20 protein-coding genes are annotated in these 21,038 nt (G+C 56.3%); 18 read left to right on the top strand and 2 right to left on the bottom strand.

Features of this window, described 5'->3' with window-relative positions; genetic code table 11:
- Positions 1-80 precede the first annotated feature (80 nt).
- Positions 81-1,775, bottom strand: a complete 1,695-nt coding sequence (locus AV656_RS04940; RefSeq protein WP_063179472.1) for an Rqc2 family fibronectin-binding protein — start codon at positions 1,773-1,775, stop codon at positions 81-83.
- Between the two features lie 145 nt (positions 1,776-1,920).
- Between AV656_RS04940 and gmk the strand changes: the two genes are divergently transcribed.
- From gmk to spoVM, 13 genes are all read left to right on the top strand, one after another.
- Positions 1,921-2,547, top strand: coding sequence for a guanylate kinase (gene gmk, locus AV656_RS04935; protein WP_063179470.1), 627 nt, complete (start codon positions 1,921-1,923; stop codon positions 2,545-2,547).
- Entirely contained in the window at positions 2,547-2,771 is a 225-nt protein-coding gene (rpoZ, locus tag AV656_RS04930; protein WP_063181236.1) for a DNA-directed RNA polymerase subunit omega, read from the top strand. Before gmk ends, rpoZ begins: the two co-directional genes overlap by 1 nt.
- A gap of 70 nt (positions 2,772-2,841) precedes the next feature.
- Positions 2,842-4,059 carry a bifunctional phosphopantothenoylcysteine decarboxylase/phosphopantothenate--cysteine ligase CoaBC gene (coaBC, locus tag AV656_RS04925; RefSeq protein ID WP_063179468.1) on the top strand — a complete coding sequence of 406 codons (1,218 nt, stop codon included), beginning with the start codon at positions 2,842-2,844 and terminating at the stop codon, positions 4,057-4,059.
- Positions 4,049-6,457 carry a primosomal protein N' gene (gene priA / locus AV656_RS04920; RefSeq protein ID WP_063179466.1) on the top strand — a complete coding sequence of 803 codons (2,409 nt, stop codon included), beginning with the start codon at positions 4,049-4,051 and terminating at the stop codon, positions 6,455-6,457. The genes coaBC and priA overlap by 11 nt, the downstream gene beginning before the upstream one ends.
- A 28-nt stretch (positions 6,458-6,485) precedes the next feature.
- Positions 6,486-6,980 (top strand): peptide deformylase, encoded by a 495-nt coding sequence (def, locus tag AV656_RS04915; protein ID WP_063179464.1) that lies wholly within the window; start codon positions 6,486-6,488, stop codon positions 6,978-6,980.
- On the top strand, positions 6,977-7,918 hold the full coding sequence (gene fmt, locus AV656_RS04910; RefSeq protein ID WP_063179462.1) for a methionyl-tRNA formyltransferase: 942 nt from the start codon (positions 6,977-6,979) through the stop codon (positions 7,916-7,918). The genes def and fmt overlap by 4 nt, the downstream gene beginning before the upstream one ends.
- Positions 7,915-9,264 carry a 16S rRNA (cytosine(967)-C(5))-methyltransferase RsmB gene (gene rsmB, locus AV656_RS04905; RefSeq protein WP_063179461.1) on the top strand — a complete coding sequence of 450 codons (1,350 nt, stop codon included), beginning with the start codon at positions 7,915-7,917 and terminating at the stop codon, positions 9,262-9,264. The genes fmt and rsmB overlap by 4 nt, the downstream gene beginning before the upstream one ends.
- 49 nt (positions 9,265-9,313) lie before the next feature.
- Positions 9,314-10,075, top strand: a complete 762-nt coding sequence (locus AV656_RS04900) for a Stp1/IreP family PP2C-type Ser/Thr phosphatase (protein WP_231877236.1) — start codon at positions 9,314-9,316, stop codon at positions 10,073-10,075.
- A complete protein-coding gene (pknB, locus tag AV656_RS04895; RefSeq protein ID WP_063179460.1) occupies positions 10,072-12,009 on the top strand; it encodes a Stk1 family PASTA domain-containing Ser/Thr kinase in 1,938 nt (645 codons plus the stop codon). The genes AV656_RS04900 and pknB overlap by 4 nt, the downstream gene beginning before the upstream one ends.
- A gap of 51 nt (positions 12,010-12,060) precedes the next feature.
- On the top strand, positions 12,061-12,948 hold the full coding sequence (gene rsgA / locus AV656_RS04890) for a ribosome small subunit-dependent GTPase A (RefSeq protein ID WP_063179459.1): 888 nt from the start codon (positions 12,061-12,063) through the stop codon (positions 12,946-12,948).
- Positions 12,945-13,610, top strand: coding sequence for a ribulose-phosphate 3-epimerase (gene rpe / locus AV656_RS04885; RefSeq protein WP_063179458.1), 666 nt, complete (start codon positions 12,945-12,947; stop codon positions 13,608-13,610). Before rsgA ends, rpe begins: the two co-directional genes overlap by 4 nt.
- Positions 13,607-14,257, top strand: a complete 651-nt coding sequence (locus AV656_RS04880; RefSeq protein ID WP_063179456.1) for a thiamine diphosphokinase — start codon at positions 13,607-13,609, stop codon at positions 14,255-14,257. Before rpe ends, AV656_RS04880 begins: the two co-directional genes overlap by 4 nt.
- Positions 14,258-14,271: 14 nt before the next feature.
- Positions 14,272-14,412, top strand: coding sequence for a stage V sporulation protein SpoVM (gene spoVM / locus AV656_RS16070; protein ID WP_082818613.1), 141 nt, complete (start codon positions 14,272-14,274; stop codon positions 14,410-14,412).
- 41 nt (positions 14,413-14,453) lie between these two features.
- Here spoVM and rpmB read toward each other — a convergent pair whose 3' ends face one another.
- Positions 14,454-14,642 (bottom strand): 50S ribosomal protein L28, encoded by a 189-nt coding sequence (gene rpmB / locus AV656_RS04875; RefSeq protein WP_008297256.1) that lies wholly within the window; start codon positions 14,640-14,642, stop codon positions 14,454-14,456.
- 226 nt (positions 14,643-14,868) lie between these two features.
- On the opposite strand from rpmB, the gene AV656_RS04870 reads away from it, so the two are divergent.
- The 5 genes from AV656_RS04870 (at position 14,869) to recG (ending at position 20,657) form a co-directional block, all read left to right on the top strand.
- Entirely contained in the window at positions 14,869-15,231 is a 363-nt protein-coding gene (locus AV656_RS04870; RefSeq protein WP_008297254.1) for an Asp23/Gls24 family envelope stress response protein, read from the top strand.
- A 19-nt stretch (positions 15,232-15,250) separates the two neighbouring features.
- Positions 15,251-16,912: a DAK2 domain-containing protein gene (locus AV656_RS04865; RefSeq protein ID WP_063179454.1), complete on the top strand. Its 1,662-nt coding sequence runs from the start codon at positions 15,251-15,253 to the stop codon at positions 16,910-16,912.
- Positions 16,913-17,046: 134 nt separating this feature from the next.
- Positions 17,047-17,709 carry an L-serine ammonia-lyase, iron-sulfur-dependent subunit beta gene (gene sdaAB, locus AV656_RS04860; protein ID WP_063179452.1) on the top strand — a complete coding sequence of 221 codons (663 nt, stop codon included), beginning with the start codon at positions 17,047-17,049 and terminating at the stop codon, positions 17,707-17,709.
- 16 nt (positions 17,710-17,725) lie between these two features.
- Positions 17,726-18,628, top strand: coding sequence for an L-serine ammonia-lyase, iron-sulfur-dependent, subunit alpha (gene sdaAA / locus AV656_RS04855; RefSeq protein WP_063179450.1), 903 nt, complete (start codon positions 17,726-17,728; stop codon positions 18,626-18,628).
- A complete protein-coding gene (recG, locus tag AV656_RS04850; protein WP_063181230.1) occupies positions 18,621-20,657 on the top strand; it encodes an ATP-dependent DNA helicase RecG in 2,037 nt (678 codons plus the stop codon). Before sdaAA ends, recG begins: the two co-directional genes overlap by 8 nt.
- Positions 20,658-21,038 lie beyond the last annotated feature (381 nt).

Below are 21,038 nucleotides of genomic sequence, written 5' to 3'. Positions count from 1 at the left end.
CAAGGGCTCCCGCATCCGGCGGCAGAGCCCTTGTCCTATATCGGTTGTAATTTTGTGGGTGATCTTGAGGCCGGGTCAGATCATTTCCGGAGCTTCTTGACCAAATCTTCGTCCGGATCGGCGAAGATGGTCTTCTGTTCGAAGTAAATGACAAATCCGGGTTTGGAGCCGTTCGGCTTCTTTACATGGCGCACTTCCGTATAGTCGACCGGAACAGATGCCGACTCACGGGCCTTGCTGAAATAGGCTGCAAGGGAGGCCGCCTCCCTGATTGTTTCGTCATCCGGCGAATCTGAATGAATGACTACATGGGAACCCGGGATATCCTTGGTGTGGAGCCAGACCTCGCTGCGCTTGGCAAGCTTGAAGGTGAGGTAGTCGTTCTGCTTGTTATTCTTGCCGACCGAAATCGGCACGCCGGCACTCGAAACGAATGCATCGGGGGCGGGACGGGTGTCCTTTTTCTTTTTCTTGAGGCGCCGTGCCTTCATGAATCCCTGTTCGGCAAGCTCATCCCGGATTTCCTCGATGTCCGCAGCGGAGCCCTGGGTCACCTGCTGGAGCAGGGATTCAAAGTACCCGATATCTTCTTCGGCCTTATCCAACTGTTCGGCGGTTTTTACGAGCGCGTGCTTCGCCTTGTTGTACTTGGAGTAATACCGCTGCGCGTTTTCTGACGGCGTCAGTCTAGGATCAAGCGGAATGGTGACAGTCCCGCCGTCTTCGTCATAGTAGTTGATTGCTTCAAGGGAGCTGTCGCCTTTTTTGATCTGATACAGGTTGGCGGTGACCAGTTCCCCGAACAGCTGGTGGCGGTCGAGCTTGCCTGCCTGTTCCTGTTCATCACGGAGCTTTATCATCTTATTTTTCAGCTTCTGGACCTCGTTCGTCAGCCAGCGCTCAAGGTCCCCGGCCTGCTGCTTGACCCGGTCCCGCTCCGCTTTTGTATGGAACACTTTGTCGAGCAGTGCGGAGAGGGAAGGGAAATCCCTGGTTTCACCGCCGAGATGGAGGAGGGGGTTGGCGGAGAAGTAGACCTTGCCGCCCGCCTCGCACAGTGTCGGCTGCGCGCCTCCTGACCTGAAATCTTCTATATAAGAGCGGTAGGCAGCGAGCATGTCTTCAGGTTCCATTCCGTTGATCCGGAACAGCAGCTCTTCGGCATGAAGCGGAGAGAATCCGCCAATCCGCCGGAAAATCGCTCCCGCAGTGTCCGCCTCACGAAGAATTTCCAAGACCTCACTTTCAATTGCTTCAACCGGATTAAGTTTGTCTTGGGGCGGAGCGGGAATGTAGGGCTGTCCCGGGAGGACTGTCCGGTAGCTGTTCACCGAAGGCGGCAGGTGCTTCAGGCTGTCGAGGATGAGATTCCGTTCCGGATCGGTCAGGATCAGGTTGGAGTGCCTGCCCATCACTTCAACATGGAGTTCCCTCACGGTGTCATCACCAATCTCGTCCCTGCCCCTGACGGTCAGTGTGATAATCCGGTCGGCACCCGCCTGGCGGATGCCGGTGACGATGCCGCCCTCCAGATGCTTGCGGAGAAACATGCAGAACGTCGGCGGCTGTGCCGGTGTGTCCACCGGCTCATCAGTGAGTTGGATGCGCGAGTAGGACGGGTGGATTGAAATGAGAAGCCGGTGGTTGGTTCTGCCGGCACGTATCGTAAAAAGCAGCTCCTGTGCGTTCGGCTGCTGGATCTTGGAGATCCTTCCGCCGGTGAGCTGCCGGAGTTCCTGTGTCATTGCCATCATGAATAATCCGTCAAAAGCCATTTGAATGCCTCTTTCATTGCGTTTGTTTCCATTTTAGCATTCATGCGGAGTGATATGGTATAATTGCGTCATCATCCAAAAACGGTTCCGTCCTTTACGGGTAAGCCGGTAGGCGGAAAAACTGACTGCAGAGGGATCAACGTTTATGAAAAAAGGACGCGGCCTGCTCATCGTCCTTTCGGGGCCATCCGGCGTCGGAAAAGGCACGGTGCGCAAAGAGCTGTTTTCACAGCCGGACACGAACTACGAATATTCCATCTCCATGACCACCCGCAGCCCGCGGGAAGGGGAAGTGGACGGGAAAGACTACTTTTTCAAGAAACGCGAGGAATTTGAACAGCTGATCCGGGAAGGACGGCTGCTTGAGTATGCGGAGTATGTCGGGAACTATTACGGCACTCCGCTGGATTACGTGAATGAAACGCTGGACGCAGGACGCGATGTATTCCTCGAAATCGAGGTCGTCGGCGCGGCGAAGGTCAGGGAAAAGATGCCGGATGGTGTATTCATTTTCCTGGCGCCACCCAATCTGTCAGAGCTGGAACAGCGCCTGATCGGCCGCGGAACGGAAACGGATGAAGTCATCCGCAACCGTATCAGCAAGGCGAAGGAAGAGCTGGAAATGATGCATCTCTATGACTATGTCGTCGAGAACGATGAGGTAGGCAGGGCATGCGACCGCATCAATGCCATCATCACGGCGGAGCACTGCCGCCGCACCCGTGTTGAAGAACGATACAAACTCATGCTGGAAGGGAATGATCCGCAATGATGCTTTATCCATCCATCGACTCGCTTAAGAAGCAGATCGACTCCAAATACACCCTGGTGAGCCTCGCAGCCAAGCGGGCACGCGAAATTCAGGCCAAGGACAATATGCTCCTCGGAAAGTATGATGCCGAGAAATTCGTCGGCATGGCTCTTGAGGAAGTTGCGGAAGGCGTACTTGAGAAGCAGGCTTCAGACGCCAACATCCAGTACGAAGACGAAATGTAAGATATGCACAATGAAAACTCCCGGAGAATCTTTTTCCCTGGGAGTTTTCATTCGAAAGGGAGAAAAAAGGATGCTGAAAAACAAACATATCCTTCTCTGTGTCACAGGGGGAATCGCTGTATACAAAGCCGTGGCACTTGTCAGCAAACTGTCACAGGCAGGGGCCGAGGTCAAAGTGATCATGACGGAATCCGCCACGGAATTCGTTTCGCCGCTCACCTTCCAGGTCATGTCCCGCAATGATGTGTACACCGATACATTCGACGAGAAGGATTCCTCGGGGATCGCCCATATCGATCTTGCTGACTGGGCAGATCTCATCATCGTCGCCCCGGCAACTGCAAACGTGATCGGCAAGCTTGCAAACGGCATTTCGGATGACATGGTGACGACGACACTGCTTGCGGCAACAGCCGATGTGTGGATCGCACCCGCGATGAATGTTCATATGTACGCCCATCCCGCGGTCATGCGGAACATCGAACGCCTCCATTCGGACGGTTACCGGTTTATCGAACCGTCGGAAGGATTCCTCGCCTGCGGATATGTCGGGAAAGGAAGACTGGAGGAGCCGGAGCGGATCACTGAGCTGGTGGAACAGCATTTCGCGAAAGAGAGTGATTCCGGACAAGGGCTCCTGGCGGGCAAGAAAGTGGTGGTCACCGCCGGTCCGACAAGAGAACGGATCGACCCTGTCCGATATCTGTCGAATTTCTCAAGCGGAAAGATGGGATATGCGATGGCCGAAGCCGCTTCCAGGTTAGGGGCGGAGACGGTGCTCGTCTCGGGCCCGGTAGAGCTGAAGGTTCCGGATGGCGTCCGGGCAGTCCGGGTGGAAAGTGCTGCAGATATGCTTGAAGCGGTTCTTGCGGAGTATGCGACGGCCGATGTCGTCATCAAGGCGGCAGCCGTTGCTGATTACCGTCCGAAATCTGTCCATAGCGGAAAAATGAAAAAGCAGGAGGGTGACTCCGCCATCGAACTCGAGAGGACAACGGACATTCTGAAAACACTCGGCGAACGAAAAGACGGCCAGTGCCTGATCGGCTTTGCGGCCGAGACGGACCGTGTTGCGGAGTATGCACGGGGCAAGCTCGAGCGCAAAAACCTCGATTACATCATCGCAAACGATGTGACCGCCCCGACGGGAGTGTTCGGAAGCGACACGAATGTCGTCACGCTGTTCGGCCGGGACGGCTCGGAAGTCTCGTTCCCCGCTACGGAGAAAAAGGCACTCGCGCTGAAGCTCCTTCTCCGGATCTTCGGGGGTGAGCGGGATGATCGCTGAAGTCATCACGGATGTCTCGGCGCATCCCGTTGACCGGCCATTCGACTACGCCGTACCGAAAGGGATGGCAACAGTCATCGAACCCGGCGCGCGTGTGAGAGTCCCGTTCGGCAACCGCAAAGTGCTTGGCTTCGTCATCGGGCTGAAAGAAGAAAGTGATGTGCCGGATTCCCGGCTGAAGCCGGTCGACGAGCTGCTGGATCCCGAGCCGGTACTTGCCGCGGAGATGCTTGAACTTGCGGACTGGATGAAGCAGACTACACTCTGCTTTGAAATAGATGCACTTCAGGCGATGCTCCCATCCGCGCTCCGGGCTAAGTACGAAAAAATCGTCCATGTCCTGGAGCCGGAAAAGCTGGACGGACAAGTGGCTGAAATTGCACGGAACCGCCGGGTCGTGGCAGTCAAGGAATTCGGCGAACGGCTTCTGCCCGTGCTTAAGCGTCTTGCTGCGGACGGGGCGATATCGATTGAAACTGAAGTCAGGCAACGCACGAACATCAAAAAAGAGAAGGTCCTTCATATCGGGGAAGCAGACCGGCTGAAGGAAATCAGGGAATCGCTTCCGAAGTCGGCGAGCCGGCAAGCAGAACTGATTGAATGGATGGAAACACATATTGGCATGTCCGTACCCACAAGAGATGTGATGGAGGCCGCCGGCACGACACGGGCGACTGTCAAGGCACTTGTAGAAAAGGGGGCTGCCCGCGAAACGGAGGAAGAAGTATACCGGAAGCCGGAGTCCGGACTGATGCCGGAAAGCGGAGGGCCGCCAGGACCGCTTACGGAAGAGCAGGCAGAAGCCGTCGGGAAAATCGGCGAGGCGGTCGATGCAGGGCGCGACGAAACGTTTCTTCTGCACGGTGTGACGGGAAGCGGAAAAACAGAAGTGTATATGCAGGTCATCCGTCATGTACTCGATCTCGGCAAAGAAGCAATCGTCCTTGTACCGGAGATTTCGCTCACACCGCAGATTACTTCCCGTTTCAAAAGGCGCTTCGGCCCGCTGGTCGCCGTCATGCACAGCGGGCTTTCTGCAGGTGAAAAATATGATGAATGGCGGAAGGTGCAGCGCGGTGAAGTGAAGGTCGTCGTCGGTGCGCGTTCCGCCGTTTTCGCGCCGTTCAGGAATCTGGGTGTCATCATCCTGGACGAGGAGCATGAATCCAGTTACAAACAGGAAGACAGTCCCCGCTACCATGCAAGGGATGTGGCGATCCGGCGCTCTCTGGAGCATGGATGCCCGGTCATCCTGGGCAGCGCAACACCATCCCTCGAATCCTATGCACGGGCACACAAAGGCGTCTACACGCTTTTGACCCTTGCCGAGAGGGCGAAAAAACAGCCGCTTCCGGAAGTTCATGTCGTCGACATGCGCGAGGAACTGAAAAACGGAAACCGCTCGATGTTCTCGGTCGCACTGGCGGAAGCGATCCGGGACAGGCTTGAAAAGGGCGAGCAGATTGTGCTGTTCCTGAACCGTAGGGGCTATTCCTCATTTGTGCTTTGCCGCGACTGCGGAACGTCCGTCCAGTGTCCGAACTGCGATATTTCGCTGACCTACCATAGAGCCACCGAGCGGCTGCAATGTCATTATTGCGGGCATGAGGAACCGGTTCCGCTTACCTGTCCCGAATGCGGAAGTGAACATATCCGTTTTTTTGGGACAGGCACACAGAAAGTGCAGGAGGAACTCCACCGGCTGTTTCCGGAAGCGCGCGTGCTGCGGATGGATGTGGACACGACGCGCCAGAAAGGTGCCCACGAGCGGCTTCTCCGGCAATTTGGCGACGGCGGAGCGGATATCCTTCTCGGAACCCAGATGATTGCGAAAGGCCTAGACTTTCCGAACATCACGCTTGTCGGTGTACTGTCTGCAGACACGACGCTTCGCCTGTCCGACTTCAGGGCGGCCGAGAAGACGTTCCAGCTCCTTACCCAGGTAAGCGGCCGCGCTGGTCGCCATGAGAAGGAAGGGGAGGTCATCGTCCAGACATACGCTCCGGAACATTATGCAGTCGAGCTTGCAAAGGACCAGGCATACGAGCCGTTCTATGCGATCGAAATGGGCAACCGCAAGCGGTATTCCTACCCGCCCTTCTACTTTGTTACACTGATCCAGTTTTCCCACGAGGACCTGATGAAGGTGTCGGAAACCTCCGGCAAGGCGGTGCGCTACCTGTCCGGCAAGCTTGGACCGGACACCGTCATTATCGGCCCGACTGCCGCTGAGGTGGCCCGTGTGAACAATAGATATCGCTATCAATGTCTGATAAAATACAAAAAAGAACCGAAACTGGCCGCGGTTTTGACGGATCTCGTGAAGATCTACAGAAGCAGTTGGATGAAGGAAGGCACCCTCATGTCGATCGATATGAACCCTTCCACCATCAGCTGACCGCGGCAACGGAAATGGGGAATCATCAATGGCAATCCTTGAAATTGTGCAACATCCGTCCCCGATACTGACGGAATCCTGCAAGCCGGTCACCGATTTCGGTGACGGGCTGCAGGCACTTTTGGACGATATGTACGAGACGATGATCGATGCGGACGGCATCGGAATTGCTGCACCGCAGGTCGGAGAATCCATCCGCGCGGCCATCGTTGATCTAGGCGAGGGCCAGGATCCGATCTGGCTTATTAATCCGGAAGTGGTGGCAACCGGCGGAAAAGAAACCGAAGTGGAAGGCTGCCTGAGCTTTCCGGGCCTCTACGGCGAAGTGGAGCGGCCCTATCATGTAAAGGTGCATGCCCAGGACCGCGACGGCTCATGGTATGAGCTGGAGGCGGAAGATTACGAGGCGAGGGCGATTCTCCATGAGATCGACCATCTGGATGGAATCCTGTTCGACTCGAAAATCATCCGGGTCGTTCCGGAGGAAGAACTGGAAGCAACGGCAGAGGAGGAAGAGGAATGACGCGAATCGTGTTCATGGGGACTCCTGACTTTTCAGTGCCGGTCCTCCGCATGCTTCATGAGGAGGGCTACGATCTCCTGGCTGCCGTTACCCAGCCGGACCGTCCGGTCGGACGCAAGCGCGTCCTTACGCCGCCTCCGGTCAAGGAGGAAGCGCTCCGCCTGGGGCTTCCGGTCATCCAGCCGGGCAAACTGAAAGGGTCGGCAGAACTGGATGAGATCCTTTCGTTGGAGCCGGACCTCATCATTACGGCCGCTTTTGGCCAGATTCTGCCGAAGGAACTCCTTGATGCGCCTCCGCTGGGCTGCCTGAATGTCCATGCCTCCCTTCTGCCCGAGTACAGGGGCGGTGCACCGATCCACCAGGCGGTGATCGATGGCAGGGAAGAGACGGGTGTCACCATCATGTACATGGCTGAAAAGCTGGACGCGGGCGACATCATCTCCCAGGTGCGTGTGCCGATTGGCGAAAACGACAATACCGGTGAGCTGTTCGACCGTCTTTCGGAAGCAGGCACGCATCTGCTGAAAGAAACACTGCCTTCCGTCATCAGCGGAACGAATGAACGCACCCCGCAGGACCATGAAAAAGCCACGTTTGCAGGAAACATCAAACGGGAGCAGGAGCGAATCGACTGGACAATGCCTGGCAGTGGGGTCCATAACCAGATCCGCGGCCTCAGTCCGTGGCCGGTCGCCTACACCGAACTCGACGGGAAGACCGTGAAAATCTGGCGTTCAGAAAAGGCGCCGGGAAAAACCGGTGCATCTCCCGGCGAAATCATTTCGACGGATGATGGTGCCATTACCGTGCAGGCCGGTGACGGAACGGCCGTCCGGATCCTCGAACTCCAGCCTTCCGGCAAAAAACGGATGGAGGTCCAGGGCTACCTGAACGGGGCCGGATCACACATCAAGGCGGGAGACCGTTTCGAATGAGCCGCAAACAACTGAAGAGATGGGACGGCAATGTCAGGGATGCCGCACTGAGCATCCTGCTTTCGGTTGAACGTGACCAGGCGTACAGCAATCTGCTGCTGAATCGCACCATTGAAACGTATGGCCTCGATGACAAGGACCGGTCACTTCTTACCGAACTGACCTACGGCACGCTGCAGCACCGGATGACGCTCGATTACCATCTGGAGCCGCTGATCCGCGGGAAACTGGAGGACTGGGTCAGGGAACTGCTGAGGCTGTCGGTTTACCAAATCGTGTATCTCACGAAAATTCCGCCGCATGCTGCGGTGAATGAAGCGGTGGAGATTGCCAAGCGGAGGGGCCACAAAGGAATTGCCTCGCTGGTAAATGGCATTCTCCGCACTTTCCTCAGGAAAGGACCCAGGGAAATCGGGAGCGGCATGACGTGGGAAGAGAAGACAGCAGTCGAAACGAGCCATCCCGAATGGATGATCCGCCGCTGGGCAGAGCAATACGGTAAAGAGACGGCCCGCGATATGGCGCTTGCGAACAACGAACCTCCTATCCAGACAGTGCGGGTGAATAGGACGAAGGCCACTCGTGAGGATGTACTGAACATGCTTCAAGAAGAAAACTTCATGGCCGAACCGAGTCCGGTCGTGCAGGATGCGGTCCGTATCCGCGGAGGCAATGCAGCAAGGAGCCGTGCTTTCCGGGAAGGCTTTGTCACCATCCAGGATGAAAGCTCGATGCTTCCCGTCTTGGCACTGGATCCGGGACCGGGCATGTCGGTACTCGACATGTGTGCAGCGCCCGGCGGCAAAACGACCCATATGGCAGAACGGATGGAAAACACCGGCGAGGTGCGGGCATTCGACCTTCATCCGCACAAAGTGAAGCTCATTGACGAGAACGCGTCACGTCTGGGACTGGAAAATATACGCACAGGTTCTGCGGACAGCCGTGAACTTGCGGGAAGCCTGGAACCGGCATCCTTCGACCGGATCCTCGTCGATGCACCGTGCAGCGGGCTCGGCGTCATCCGCAGGAAGCCGGACATCAAGTATTCCAAGTCGGAAGATGAGATCGGCAAATTGCCGGACATCCAGAAAAGCCTGCTGGAAGAGGCCTATCATCTCCTGAAGCCCGGCGGCCTGCTTGTCTATAGCACGTGTACGGTCGACAGAGAAGAAAACCGCACGACGGCTGAGGCATTCCTGAAAGCCCATCCGGATCTTGAGCGTGTGGACCTCCGGGATTCCATGCCGAAAGATCTCCGTTACGAGGATGGCATGCTTCAGGTTCTGCCGCAGGATTTCGGCGGTGACGGATTTTTTGTCGCTGCCTTCAGGAAACCGGAATAAGCCGGCGGACGGTTTCACGCCGTCCGCAAATGGAAACGGGGGAGTCAAAGTGGAAGTTGCAGTCCGGACACATGTCGGGATGAAAAGGCGCATCAATGAAGACCGGACCGGCCTCTTCACAAGAGAAGGCGGCCGGTTCCTGCTGGCTGTGGTCGCAGACGGAATGGGCGGCCATAAAAGCGGAGATACGGCGAGCCGGATGGCCGTCGAGGGTTTCGGCGAAGAGTTCGGCAAAGCCGACATATCCTCTCTTAATTCGGATGATGGCCGGGCGGAATGGCTTGCCGGAGTAATAGAGAGGCTGAACCGGGACCTTTTCGAACATGCGCGTTCCAATGAAGAATGCCGGGGGATGGGCACGACGCTCGAAGCGGCAGTGATTGCAGAGAAAGAAGCGACCTTATGCCATATCGGGGACAGCAGGACGTACAGGCTGGGACCTGAAGGCTTCGAGCAGGTGACGAAGGATCATTCCCTCGTAACCCTGCTTGTCGATTCCGGAGAAATCACCGAAGAGGAAGCCCGCATCCACCCGAAACGGAACTTCATCATGAGGGCACTGGGCACGGATGACAGGGTGGAACCCGACATTATTCCTATCCGGCTGCCGGAAGGGAGCGCGCTCCTGCTCTGTTCCGACGGCCTGAGCAACAAGCTTGGGGAAAATGAGATCGCAGAGGCGGTCGCCGGGGCAGGTACCGCAACAGAGCGTGCGGATGCCCTTGTCGATCTGGCCAACGAACGGGGCGGCGAAGACAACATCTCCGTCATTTTGATAGATAACGGTGTCCGGGAGGCTGATGCCGAATGATCGGACAACGGATCAGCGGACGCTATGAAATTCTGGGCCTGCTGGGCGGAGGCGGAATGTCCACCGTCTACCTCGCACAGGACATCATTCTGGACCGGCCGGTCGCAATCAAGGTCCTCAGACAAGATTTCTCGGATGAAGACGAGCTGAGGAAAAGATTCCAGCGGGAAGCGCTGTCGGCCACTTCGCTCGTCCACCCGAACATCGTCAACATCTATGACGTCGGCGAAGATGGAGATCTTCAGTACCTGGTCATGGAGTACGTGGAGGGGCAGACACTCAAGGAATACATCAAGGACCATGCGCCGCTAGACCCGGCGGAAGCCGTGGAAATTATGAAGCAATTATGCTCGGGCATTACCGCGGCCCACATACATGGAATCATCCACAGGGACGTCAAGCCGCAGAACATTCTGATGGACCTCGACGGACAGGTGAAACTGACCGATTTCGGAATTGCGATGGCCTTATCGGCAACCGCACTCACACGCACCAATTCGGTGATGGGGACGGTCCACTATCTGTCACCCGAGCAGGCGCGCGGCGGGATCGCGACGAAGCGGACCGATATCTACTCACTGGGGATCGTACTGTTTGAGATGCTGACCGGAAAACTGCCGTTTTCGGGAGAATCGGCTGTATCCATTGCTCTGAAGCATCTGCAGGAACAGACCCCTTCGGTCCGCGCCCTCAGGCCTGATATTCCGCAGAGTCTTGAAAATGTCATTCTGAAAGCGACTGCCAAAGATCCGGCGGTCCGGTATTCTTCCGCTGATGCAATGCATCGGGACCTTCATACCGTGTTGTCGCCCGAACGGTCCGGCGAGGCGCCTTTTGAGCCGCCGCCGATTGACGAGGAAGCGACCAAGGCCATCCCGATCATCACGGATGAACCCGCATCAGAAAGTACAATCGGTCCCAAGCCGGTCACGCCGCCTTCACCGGAGACTTCGAATGTACCGAAGCCAAAGAAGAAACGGCAAAAGTGGCCTTTCGTATTGGGCGGAATCGTTTTGCTCGCCCTGATCACCGGCGTTGTCCTATACATGACCGGCGTGATCGGAACCCGGCAGGCCGAGGTGCCGGATGTTTCCGGCATGAGTGTCGAGGAAGCATCAGAAGAGCTTGAACAGGCCGGCTTCCTTGCCGGTGAATCGAAGGAAGAACATTCACCGGACATCGAGGAAGGGGCGGTCATCCGCACGAGTCCTCAGGCCGGGCGTGTCCGTGACGAAGGGGAAACCGTCGATCTGGTGGTGAGCATGGGTCCGGAGAAAGTTGAGCTGACCGATTTCACGGGCCGGGACCATGAGTCCGTCTCAGATGTCATCGAAGATTACGGTTTCAGGAATGTAGAAGTAAATGAAGTGTTCTCGGAAGAGGCACCGGGCACGATCATCAGCCAGGATCCGGAAGCAGGCGAGGAGATCGCCCCATCACAGACTGACCTGGTGCTCACGGTCAGCAAGGGCGTCGAGATGATCGGGACCGAAAACCTGTCCGGATTTGATGAGCAGCAGCTGAACGATTATGCCAAGCGCTCCGGATTCAATATCAGGATCGTAGCGGAACAGCCATCCGGCAGCGTCGAGGCCGGCAGGGTGATCTCCCAGGATCCTGAGGCCGGAACGGAGCTTGAAAAAGGCAGCACGATAGAAGTTGTCCTGTCAAAAGGTCCTGAGGCGAAGCCGGTGAAAACATACATTCAGGCGATCACCATTCCGTACGAGCCGGCTGAAGAGGGCGTTGAACAGGCAGTGGAAATCTATATCCGGGACAACACCAGGACAATGGATCAGCCGGCAGAATCTTTTGCAATATCCGCTGACGAGACAAGGCGCATCCGTCTGGAAATCAGCGAGGGACAGACCGGAGCCTACAAGATCGTCCGCGACGGCGAGACAATCGATGAAGATACCATTCAATATGAATAGACACCGCTGTCCTCAACAGCAGGGACATTCCGGAAAAGGGAAGGTGAAAGTTTGAAACAGGGCCACATCCGCAAGGCACTGAGCGGGTTCTACTATTTGTATGACGATGGCGAGACGGTGCGCAGCAAAGGCCGGGGGGTATTCAGGGTACGCGGAGTCACCCCGCTCGTCGGAGACTTTGTCGACTACGAAAAAGACGGTGAAAATGACGCGGTCATTGTGAACGTCCATGAGCGCAAGAACGAACTGGTCCGGCCGCCGATCGCCAACGTCGACCAGGCGCTCCTCGTTTTCTCGGTCAGGGAGCCGAACTTTTCGCCGAAGCTGCTGGACCGGTTTCTCGCCGTCATCGAATCTTATGGAGTCGAGCCAATCATTATCCTGACCAAGACCGATTTGCTGGACGAGAGCAGTGTAGCCGAAATCCGGCGGTACACGGAATACTACCGGGAAATCGGCTATACAGTGATGAAAACCGGTATGGGAGACGGATCGATCGCCGAAATACTCGGTCCGGTCATCAGGGGGAAGACGACTGTGCTGACCGGACAGTCGGGTGTCGGAAAGTCGACCCTGCTTAATACGCTCATGCCGGAACTCGAACTGAAAACAGACGAAATATCCGACTCGCTCGGACGCGGCAGGCATACGACCCGGCACGTGGAACTCATCGAGTTCGCCGGGGGCCTGGTCGCCGATACTCCAGGCTTCAGCTCGCTCGACTTTGACCACGTTGAGAAAGAGGAACTTTCCGGCTGCTTCGCCGAATTCGCGGAGCTTTCCGAGAACTGCAAGTTCAGGGGCTGTCTGCACCTGAAGGAGCCGAAGTGCGCGGTGAAGGCCGCGGTCGAGTCCGGGGAAGCCGAACAATTCAGGTATGACCATTACGTACAGTTCCTGCAGGAAATCATAGACCGAAAGCCGAGGTATCCATCATGATCAAAATTGCACCATCCATCCTTTCCGCCGATTTTTCGAAACTCGGTGAGGAAGTCAGGGAAGTCGAACAGGCGGGAGCCGACTACATTCACGTAGATGTGATGGACGGGCACTTTGTGCCGAACATCACCCTGGGACCGAATATTGTCAGGGCGCTGCGTCCCGTAACGGACCTTCCGCTTGACGTACACCTGATGATTTCGGATCCGGACCGCTATATCGCCGATTTTGCGGAGGCGGGGGCGGACATTATCACCGTGCATGCGGAGGCATGCACCCACCTCCACCGGACCGTCCAGCTGATCCGTTCGCACGGAGTAAAGGCGGGGGTTGTCCTGAACCCCCATACTCCCCATGAGGTTCTCGAGTATGTAATCGATGACCTGGATATGGTGCTGCTCATGACAGTCAACCCCGGGTTCGGCGGCCAGTCGTTTATCCGGGAAGTGGTACCGAAGATTTCCAAAGTATGCGCAATGATCCGTGAACGGGGCCTTTCCACCGAGATTGAAGTGGACGGCGGCATCACCGCTGACACGATCGCGGAATGCGCCAAGGCGGGAGCAAATGTATTCGTGGCCGGTTCTGCGATATATAATAAGGACGACCGGGCGGCAGCAATTGCCGCGATCCGCGAAGCGGGGGTATCGGCACTCCAATGATCCGTGAGGTTGTGGTCGTGGCGGGAGGTCCGGGTGTTGCAGGGATCAGAACGGATGCGGGAGCGGGCACCATTTTTATAGGGGCTGACCGCGGTGCGCTCCGCCTTGTGCGACTCGGCATACGGCCCGCCCTGTCCATCGGCGACTTCGACTCCGTCATGGAAGAAGAGTTCCGGGAAATTTCCTCATCTTCGGATCGGGTCATCTGCGTCGGCGAGGAGAAGGATGAGACAGATACGGAACTGGCGCTGGCCGGTGCGGTCCGTCTGGAACCCGGGACCGTCACGCTCACAGGGGTGACGGGCGGACGGCTCGACCATGCGCAGTCGGCCATGCACGCCGTTTACCGGCTGCAGGAAAATCATCCGGAGATCAGATTCAGGATCCTCGATCCGAATAATGAACTTTGCTTTCTCCGTCCGGGCAGCCATGTGCTGCAGGATGACGGGGCATACCGGTATATTTCTTTCTTTTCATTTGGCGGACCGGTGACCGGGATGACGCTCAAGGGATTCAGGTATGAAGCGGAAAATGCGGAGATCCGGCCGGGGACGACTCTCTTCACGAGCAATGAAACCGCCGGCGCGGAATGTACTATCTCATTCGAGACAGGCATATGTTTGGTTGTAAGAAGCACCGATGCCTGAAAGGAGCGGACGAGATGAGAGTGTACACATTCCAGCTGCCCAAAATGGTGAGCAGCTTTGCGCGCAAGTGCCTGCAGCTTTTCCAGCGTGAGGAACAGAAGCCGGTTGCGAACGTAAAGAAGAAGAAACGGAGAAAAAGCAAAATGCCGAGCTGACTCAGGTCAGCTCGGCATTTCTTTTTGCGATATTTAACAGGTCAGACGCGCTGGACTTTACCGGATTTCAGGGCGCGTGCGGAAACCCATACGCGCTTCGGCTTGCCGTCCACCATGATGCGCACTTTTTGAAGGTTGGCACCCCAAGTGCGGCGGTTTGCGTTCATCGCGTGGGAGCGGTTGTTGCCGGCGCTTGCTTTGCGGCCTGTGATTACACATTTCTTAGGCATGTTTTTCCCTCCTCTTCGGTGAAGATGAAGACGGAATCCCGTCTGTTCGCCATCTCACATACTAAAATAATTTAGCATAAATGAGCCGGCGATGCAATAGGTTTACGGCATCCATCAAGAAAAAACACTTTACAGGCATCGCAGGAGCCTTCGGTGTGTCTTTTCTATTCCAGGTCAGTAGTGTACAATGACGTTAGCCAAAATGCACTTCACAGGGGGCGTTACCATGTCGATCGGACTCAAAAATGAATTCGGTACAATTGAAATCTCGAATGATGTGATCGCACAGGTGGCCGGCGGCGCAGCGGTCGAGTGCTACGGAATCGTCGGGATGGCATCCCGCCATCAGATCCGGGACGGCCTGACCGACATCCTCCGAAAGGAAAACTTCACCAGAGGTGTGATCGTCCGTTCTATCGGAGAAGATCTCCATATCGACATGTATGTCATCGTCGGCTATGGCGTGAAGATTTCCGAGGTCGCATACCAGGTCCAATCCAAAGTGAAATATACATTGAGCAAACTATTGGGAATGACGGTCAGCTCCGTCAATATTTTTGTCCAGGGAGTCCGAGTGACGAACCTGTAAAAGGAGGAAGCGAACGTTTATGAAAGAATTAGATGGACATCGATTTGCGGAAATGGTGATGATGGGCTCCCATCACCTTTCCAATAATGCGGACTACGTCGATTCGCTCAACGTTTTTCCCGTGCCGGACGGCGATACGGGGACGAACATGAATCTGTCCATGACATCCGGCGCGAAAGAGACGGAACAGGCAGCAAACGACCATATCGGCAGGACTGCGCAGGCTCTTTCCAAGGGTCTGCTCATGGGCGCGCGCGGGAATTCAGGTGTGATCCTTTCCCAGCTTTTCCGCGGTTTCGGCAAGGCGATCGAGGATAAAGAGGCGCTGGATGCGAAGGAGTTCGCAGGCGCATTCCAGGCGGGCGTGGACACCGCCTACAAGGCAGTCATGAAGCCGGTCGAGGGCACGATCCTCACTGTCGCGAAAGATGCCGCAAAAAAAGCGGTTGAGGCCGCTGAAACTGAATCGGACATCATCAAGGTGATGGAGGCGCTCACTGACGAGGCGAAAGCTTCGCTTAAAAGAACGCCCGACCTGTTGCCGGTCCTCAAGGAAGTCGGTGTCGTTGACAGCGGCGGCCAAGGGCTTGTTTTCGTCTATGAAGGGTTCCTTTCCGCGCTCAGGGGAGAGGCACTGCCCGAAATGACGGTGCAGGCGTCCATGGATGATCTCGTCAGCGCAGAGCACCACAAAAGTATCCAGGGCTTCATGGATACATCCGAAATCGAATTCGGCTACTGCACGGAATTCATGGTGCGCTTCGAAGAAGACAAAACTGCCGGTAATCCGTTTGATGAATCGAAGTTCCGGGATGATCTCAGCGCCTACGGAGATTCGCTTCTGGTCATTTCCGACGACGAGATCGCAAAAGTACATATCCACTCGGAAGAGCCGGGGGAAGTACTTTCCTACGGCAAGAAGTACGGCAGCCTGATCAAGATCAAAATCGAAAACATGCGCGAGCAGCACACGGCCATCCTGGAGAAGGACGAGCCTGCACGCACGGCAAAGTCGACTGCCAAACATCCGTATGCCATCATCACGGTTTCGATGGGCCCGGGAATCGCCGAGCTTTTCCGCAGCATCGGTGCCTCGTATGTGATTGAGGGCGGCCAGACGATGAACCCTTCGACGGAAGACATTGTCAAGGCGATCAGGGAAGTCGGCGCGGAACGTGCACTGATCCTTCCGAACAACAAAAATATCGTCATGGCTGCCGAACAGGCCGCGGAAGTATCCGGCATTGAGGCTGCGGTTGTCCCGACTAAAAATGTACCCCAGGGGCTGGCGGCCATCCTTGCCTTTAATCCGGAGGCACCGGTTTCCGACAACGCGGCTTCCATGACGGAAGCGTTCTCGCATGTCCGAACCGGACAGGTGACGACAGCCGTACGTGATACAACCATCGACGGCGTCAAAATCAGCAAAGGCTCCTTTATGGGAATGGCGGACGGCAAAATCGTCAACTCCGACCCTTCGCTCAAAAGCGTCACCGAATCCCTGATCCCGGAGATTGTCGACGAGGAATCAGAAATCGTAACCATCCTCTACGGTGAGGGTGCGACGCGTCAGGGAGCGGATGAACTCGGCGCATACATTGAGGAACAGTATCCGGATGTGGAAGTGGAAATCCACGAAGGAAAGCAGCCGCTCTACCCGTATATTATTTCTTCGGAATAATCACTGGCGCACCGGACAAACCGGTGCGCTGTTTTATAGAGGCAGTGGTAAGCGCTTGCACGAACGTGTGTTTTTGAGAAAAGTCGTGAAATCATGTAAAATAGGGAAAACGGCCCTAAGGAGGACTGCAGCTTATGAAATTCAGATCGGTTTTTGATATTATCGGTCCGGTCATGGTCGGGCCCTCATCTTCGCATACAGCGGGAGCGGCACGGATCGGCCGTGTGGCCAGGACACTGTTCGGGCGCCAGCCTGACTGGGCGGAAATCCGCCTGTACGGATCATTTGCGGAAACTTACAAGGGCCACGGCACCGATGTCGCGATCGTCGGCGGGCTGCTGGACTATGATACGGATGACGAACGGATCCGCACAGCCTTCGATGAAGCGGAACAGGTCGGGCTGAAATTCGAATTCATTACGGAGTCCGAAGAGCCGGAGCATCCGAATACGGCAAAAATCCGGATCGGTGACGCTGACGGAGAAATGGAATTGACGGGTATTTCGATCGGCGGCGGAAAGATGGAAGTGACGGAACTGAACGGTTTCACGCTGAGGCTGACCGGCCACTATCCGGCGCTGCTGATCGTCCATCACGACCGTCCCGGCGTCATCGCCAGTGTTGCAAATGCACTTGCGGCTGACGGCATCAACATCGCACATATGGAGTGCGGGCGGAAAGAAAAAGGCGAGATGGCACTGATGGTCATCGAAGTCGACCAGATTATCACCGACTCCATGATCCGTCTCATCACTGACCTGGACAATGTGACTCAAGTTTCCATACTTGCAGACTGATAAGGGGGCATTCCCATTGGATATTCTATTTTCAACAGTTAAAGAACTGATCGGGCTGGCGGAGGAATCCGGGCGGCCGATTTCTGAAATTATGATCGAGCAGGAGATGCAAATCACCAAGCGTTCGCGCGAAGATGTGATCAAACAGATGGAGCGCAACCTTGAAGTGATGGAAGAGGCGGTCGAAAAAGGGCTAAAAGGCGTCAGTTCGACGTCCGGGCTGACCGGGGGCGACGCAGTCCTGATCCAGAACTACATCAAGAGCGGCAAATCGCTTTCCGGAGATCTTCTTCTGGATGCCGTCAGCAAAGCAGTCGCGACCAATGAAGTCAACGCAGCAATGGGCATGATCTGCGCGACACCAACAGCCGGGGCTGCGGGTATCGTGCCGGGCACACTGTTTGCCGTAAAGGACAAGCTGAACCCGACGCGCGAGCAGATGATCAACTTCCTGTTCACATCGGGTGCATTCGGATTTGTCGTGGCGAACAACGCATCCATTTCCGGGGCCGCGGGCGGCTGTCAGGCGGAAACCGGGTCGGCCGCATCGATGGCTGCCGCGGCGATTGTAGAAATGGCCGGCGGAACGCCGCAGCAAAGTGCCGAGGCGTTTTCCATCGTCATGAAGAATATGCTCGGACTGGTCTGCGACCCGGTGGCGGGACTGGTTGAAGTGCCGTGCGTCAAGCGTAATGCTATGGGGGCCGCCAAGGCGCTGGTCGGAGCGGATATGGCGCTTGCCGGCGTTACAAGTGTGATCCCGACCGACGAAGTAATCGAAGCCATGCACCGGATCGGACGGTCAATGCCGTCAGCTTTGCGCGAGACAGCAAAAGGCGGCTTGGCTGCGACACCGACGGGCAAGCGGCTCGAGGCGGAGATCTTCGGAAAGAAGGCGGCAGAAAGTGTGGCTGACTGAACCGGTCACCGCTCTTAAAGGCGTCGGAAAAGAAGCGGCCGCATCCCTTGAGAATCTGGGTGTCCGGACAGTCGGTGACCTTGTCATGATGTTTCCTTACCGCCACGAGGACAACCGTCTGAAGGATCTGGCGGAAACGCCCCACGAAGAACGGGTCACCATTGAAGGAAGGGTCGAAAGCGAGCCTTCCGTTTTCTTTTCGGGAAAAAACAGGTCAAGGCTGCAGATCCGTATGCTTGCGGGACGCCATCTCGTAAAGGTCGTATTCTTTAACCAGCATTATCTTAAGCATCGGCTGACACCGGGGATGACGATCACGGTCACCGGAAAGTGGGACCGCGGACGACAGGTCATTAATGTCAGCTCATTCAAGGAAGGCCCGAAGCAGGCCGGGGAGGATTTTGAGCCGGTCTACAGCTTGAAGGGCGGCATGCATCAGAAGACCATCCGCCGGTACATCCGTGCGGCCCTTGATGCGGTTGCGGGCGACCTGCCGGATCCGATGCCTGCCGAACTCCTGGAGAAATACAAGCTGCCAGGAATCGCGGAAGCGCTTGAAGGCATGCATTTTCCGCGTGATGCGGAACATGTAAAGCATGCCCGCCGCCGGTTTGTCTACGAGGAGTTCCTCGGCTATCAGCTGAAGATGCAGGCGATCAAAAAGGTCAGAAAAGAAACGGGCAAGGGGACGGAACTCCATTATGATCTGGAGAAGCTGAGAGTTTTCATCGCCTCACTGCCATTCGAGCTCACGGGCGCTCAAAAAAGGGTTGTCAATGAGCTTTGTGCAGAGCTGAAGGAGCCGGTGCGCATGAACCGGCTCCTTCAGGGTGACGTGGGATCAGGGAAGACCGCCGTGGCGGCGATCGGCCTTTATGCGGCCATCACAGCCGGCGCGCAGGGGGCGCTCATGGCTCCGACGGAAATCCTCGCCGAGCAGCATGCCCAGACATTGGCGGATTGGCTGGAGCCCTTCGGTGTCCGCATCGCCCTGCTCTCGGGTTCCACGAAGGCGAAGGCACGCCGGATCATCCTGGAAAAACTTGCGGAGGGCGAGATCGATCTGGTCATCGGTACGCATGCCCTGATCCAGCCTGACGTGGTATTCAGGAAACTCGGGCTGGTCATCACGGACGAGCAGCACCGTTTCGGAGTGGAGCAGCGCCGGATCCTGAAGGAGAAAGGGGAGGACCCGGATGTGCTGTTCATGACGGCGACGCCGATTCCCCGGACGCTCGCCATCACGGCATTTGGTGAGATGGATGTTTCCATCCTTGACGAGATGCCGGCGGGACGCCAGCCGATCGAAACCTACTGGACAAAGCGTGATGCGCTCCCGGCCGTCCTCAAGCGGATGGGAAGGGAACTCGGGCAGGGCCGCCAGGCATACGTCATCTGCCCGCTCATCGAAGAGTCCGACAAGCTCGACGTCCAGAATGCGGTTGACATGTACGAACAGATCCGGCAGTATTTCGGCGGCAGGTTCAACGTCGGGCTCATGCACGGACGCCTGCATCCCGACGATAAGGAAGCGGTCATGCGGGAATTCTCAGAATGCGGGCTTCACGTGCTCGTATCGACGACGGTCGTCGAAGTCGGCGTGAACGTTCCGAATGCATCGTTCATGGTCATCTCGGATGCCGAGCGTTTCGGTCTTGCACAGCTGCACCAGCTGCGCGGACGTGTCGGACGCGGCGCGCACAAGTCTTATTGCGTGCTCCTTGCAGACCCGAAAACGGAAATCGGCAAGGAACGGATGCAGTCGATGACCGAGACGAACGACGGCTTCCGCCTTGCTGAAAAGGATCTCGAGCTTCGCGGCCCGGGAGACTTTTTCGGGAAAAAGCAGAGCGGCATGCCGGACTTCAAAGTGGCAGACCCCGTCCATGACTATCGTGCGCTTAATACAGCCAGACTGGATGCCGAACAGCTCATCGCGTCCGAGTCCTTCTGGAATGATCCTGAATATGAACCTCTCCGGACAATGATTGAACAGTCCGGGGTCCTGTCCGACGAACGGATCGATTGACTCGAATCCGTTTGCCGGATTTTTTGTTTCAAAAATACAATTGACGGAGGATAGAATGCGAGACGATCTAGTTGCACTGCAAACGTTGCTATAGGTCTATGAGACGTTAACATAATGCAATAAGACGTTGCCATAGTTCATTGAGACATTGACATATCCGCCTTTGTTCGCAACGATGAACGGCGCCAAGGGGATGAATAGGGAGATGGTTCTATTCGGTTTCAACTGGTATTGTTTAGTCTCTTAATTTGTTTAGCCCTAAACCGTTTAATGCAATAAGCCCCATGGAGGATTGGAGCGGAAGGTCCGAGACACCTGTGGGGAAAGCGTTAGCCGAAGATCCCGAGGATGTCGCGCAACACTTCGCGCTGCGCACTGACG

Origin of the sequence: Bhargavaea cecembensis (genome assembly GCF_001619585.1) — a bacterium.
GTDB lineage: Bacteria > Bacillota > Bacilli > Bacillales_A > Planococcaceae > Bhargavaea > Bhargavaea cecembensis_A.
The sequence above is the reverse complement of the archived record's forward strand: the minus strand, read 5'-3'. Positions and strand labels throughout refer to the sequence as shown.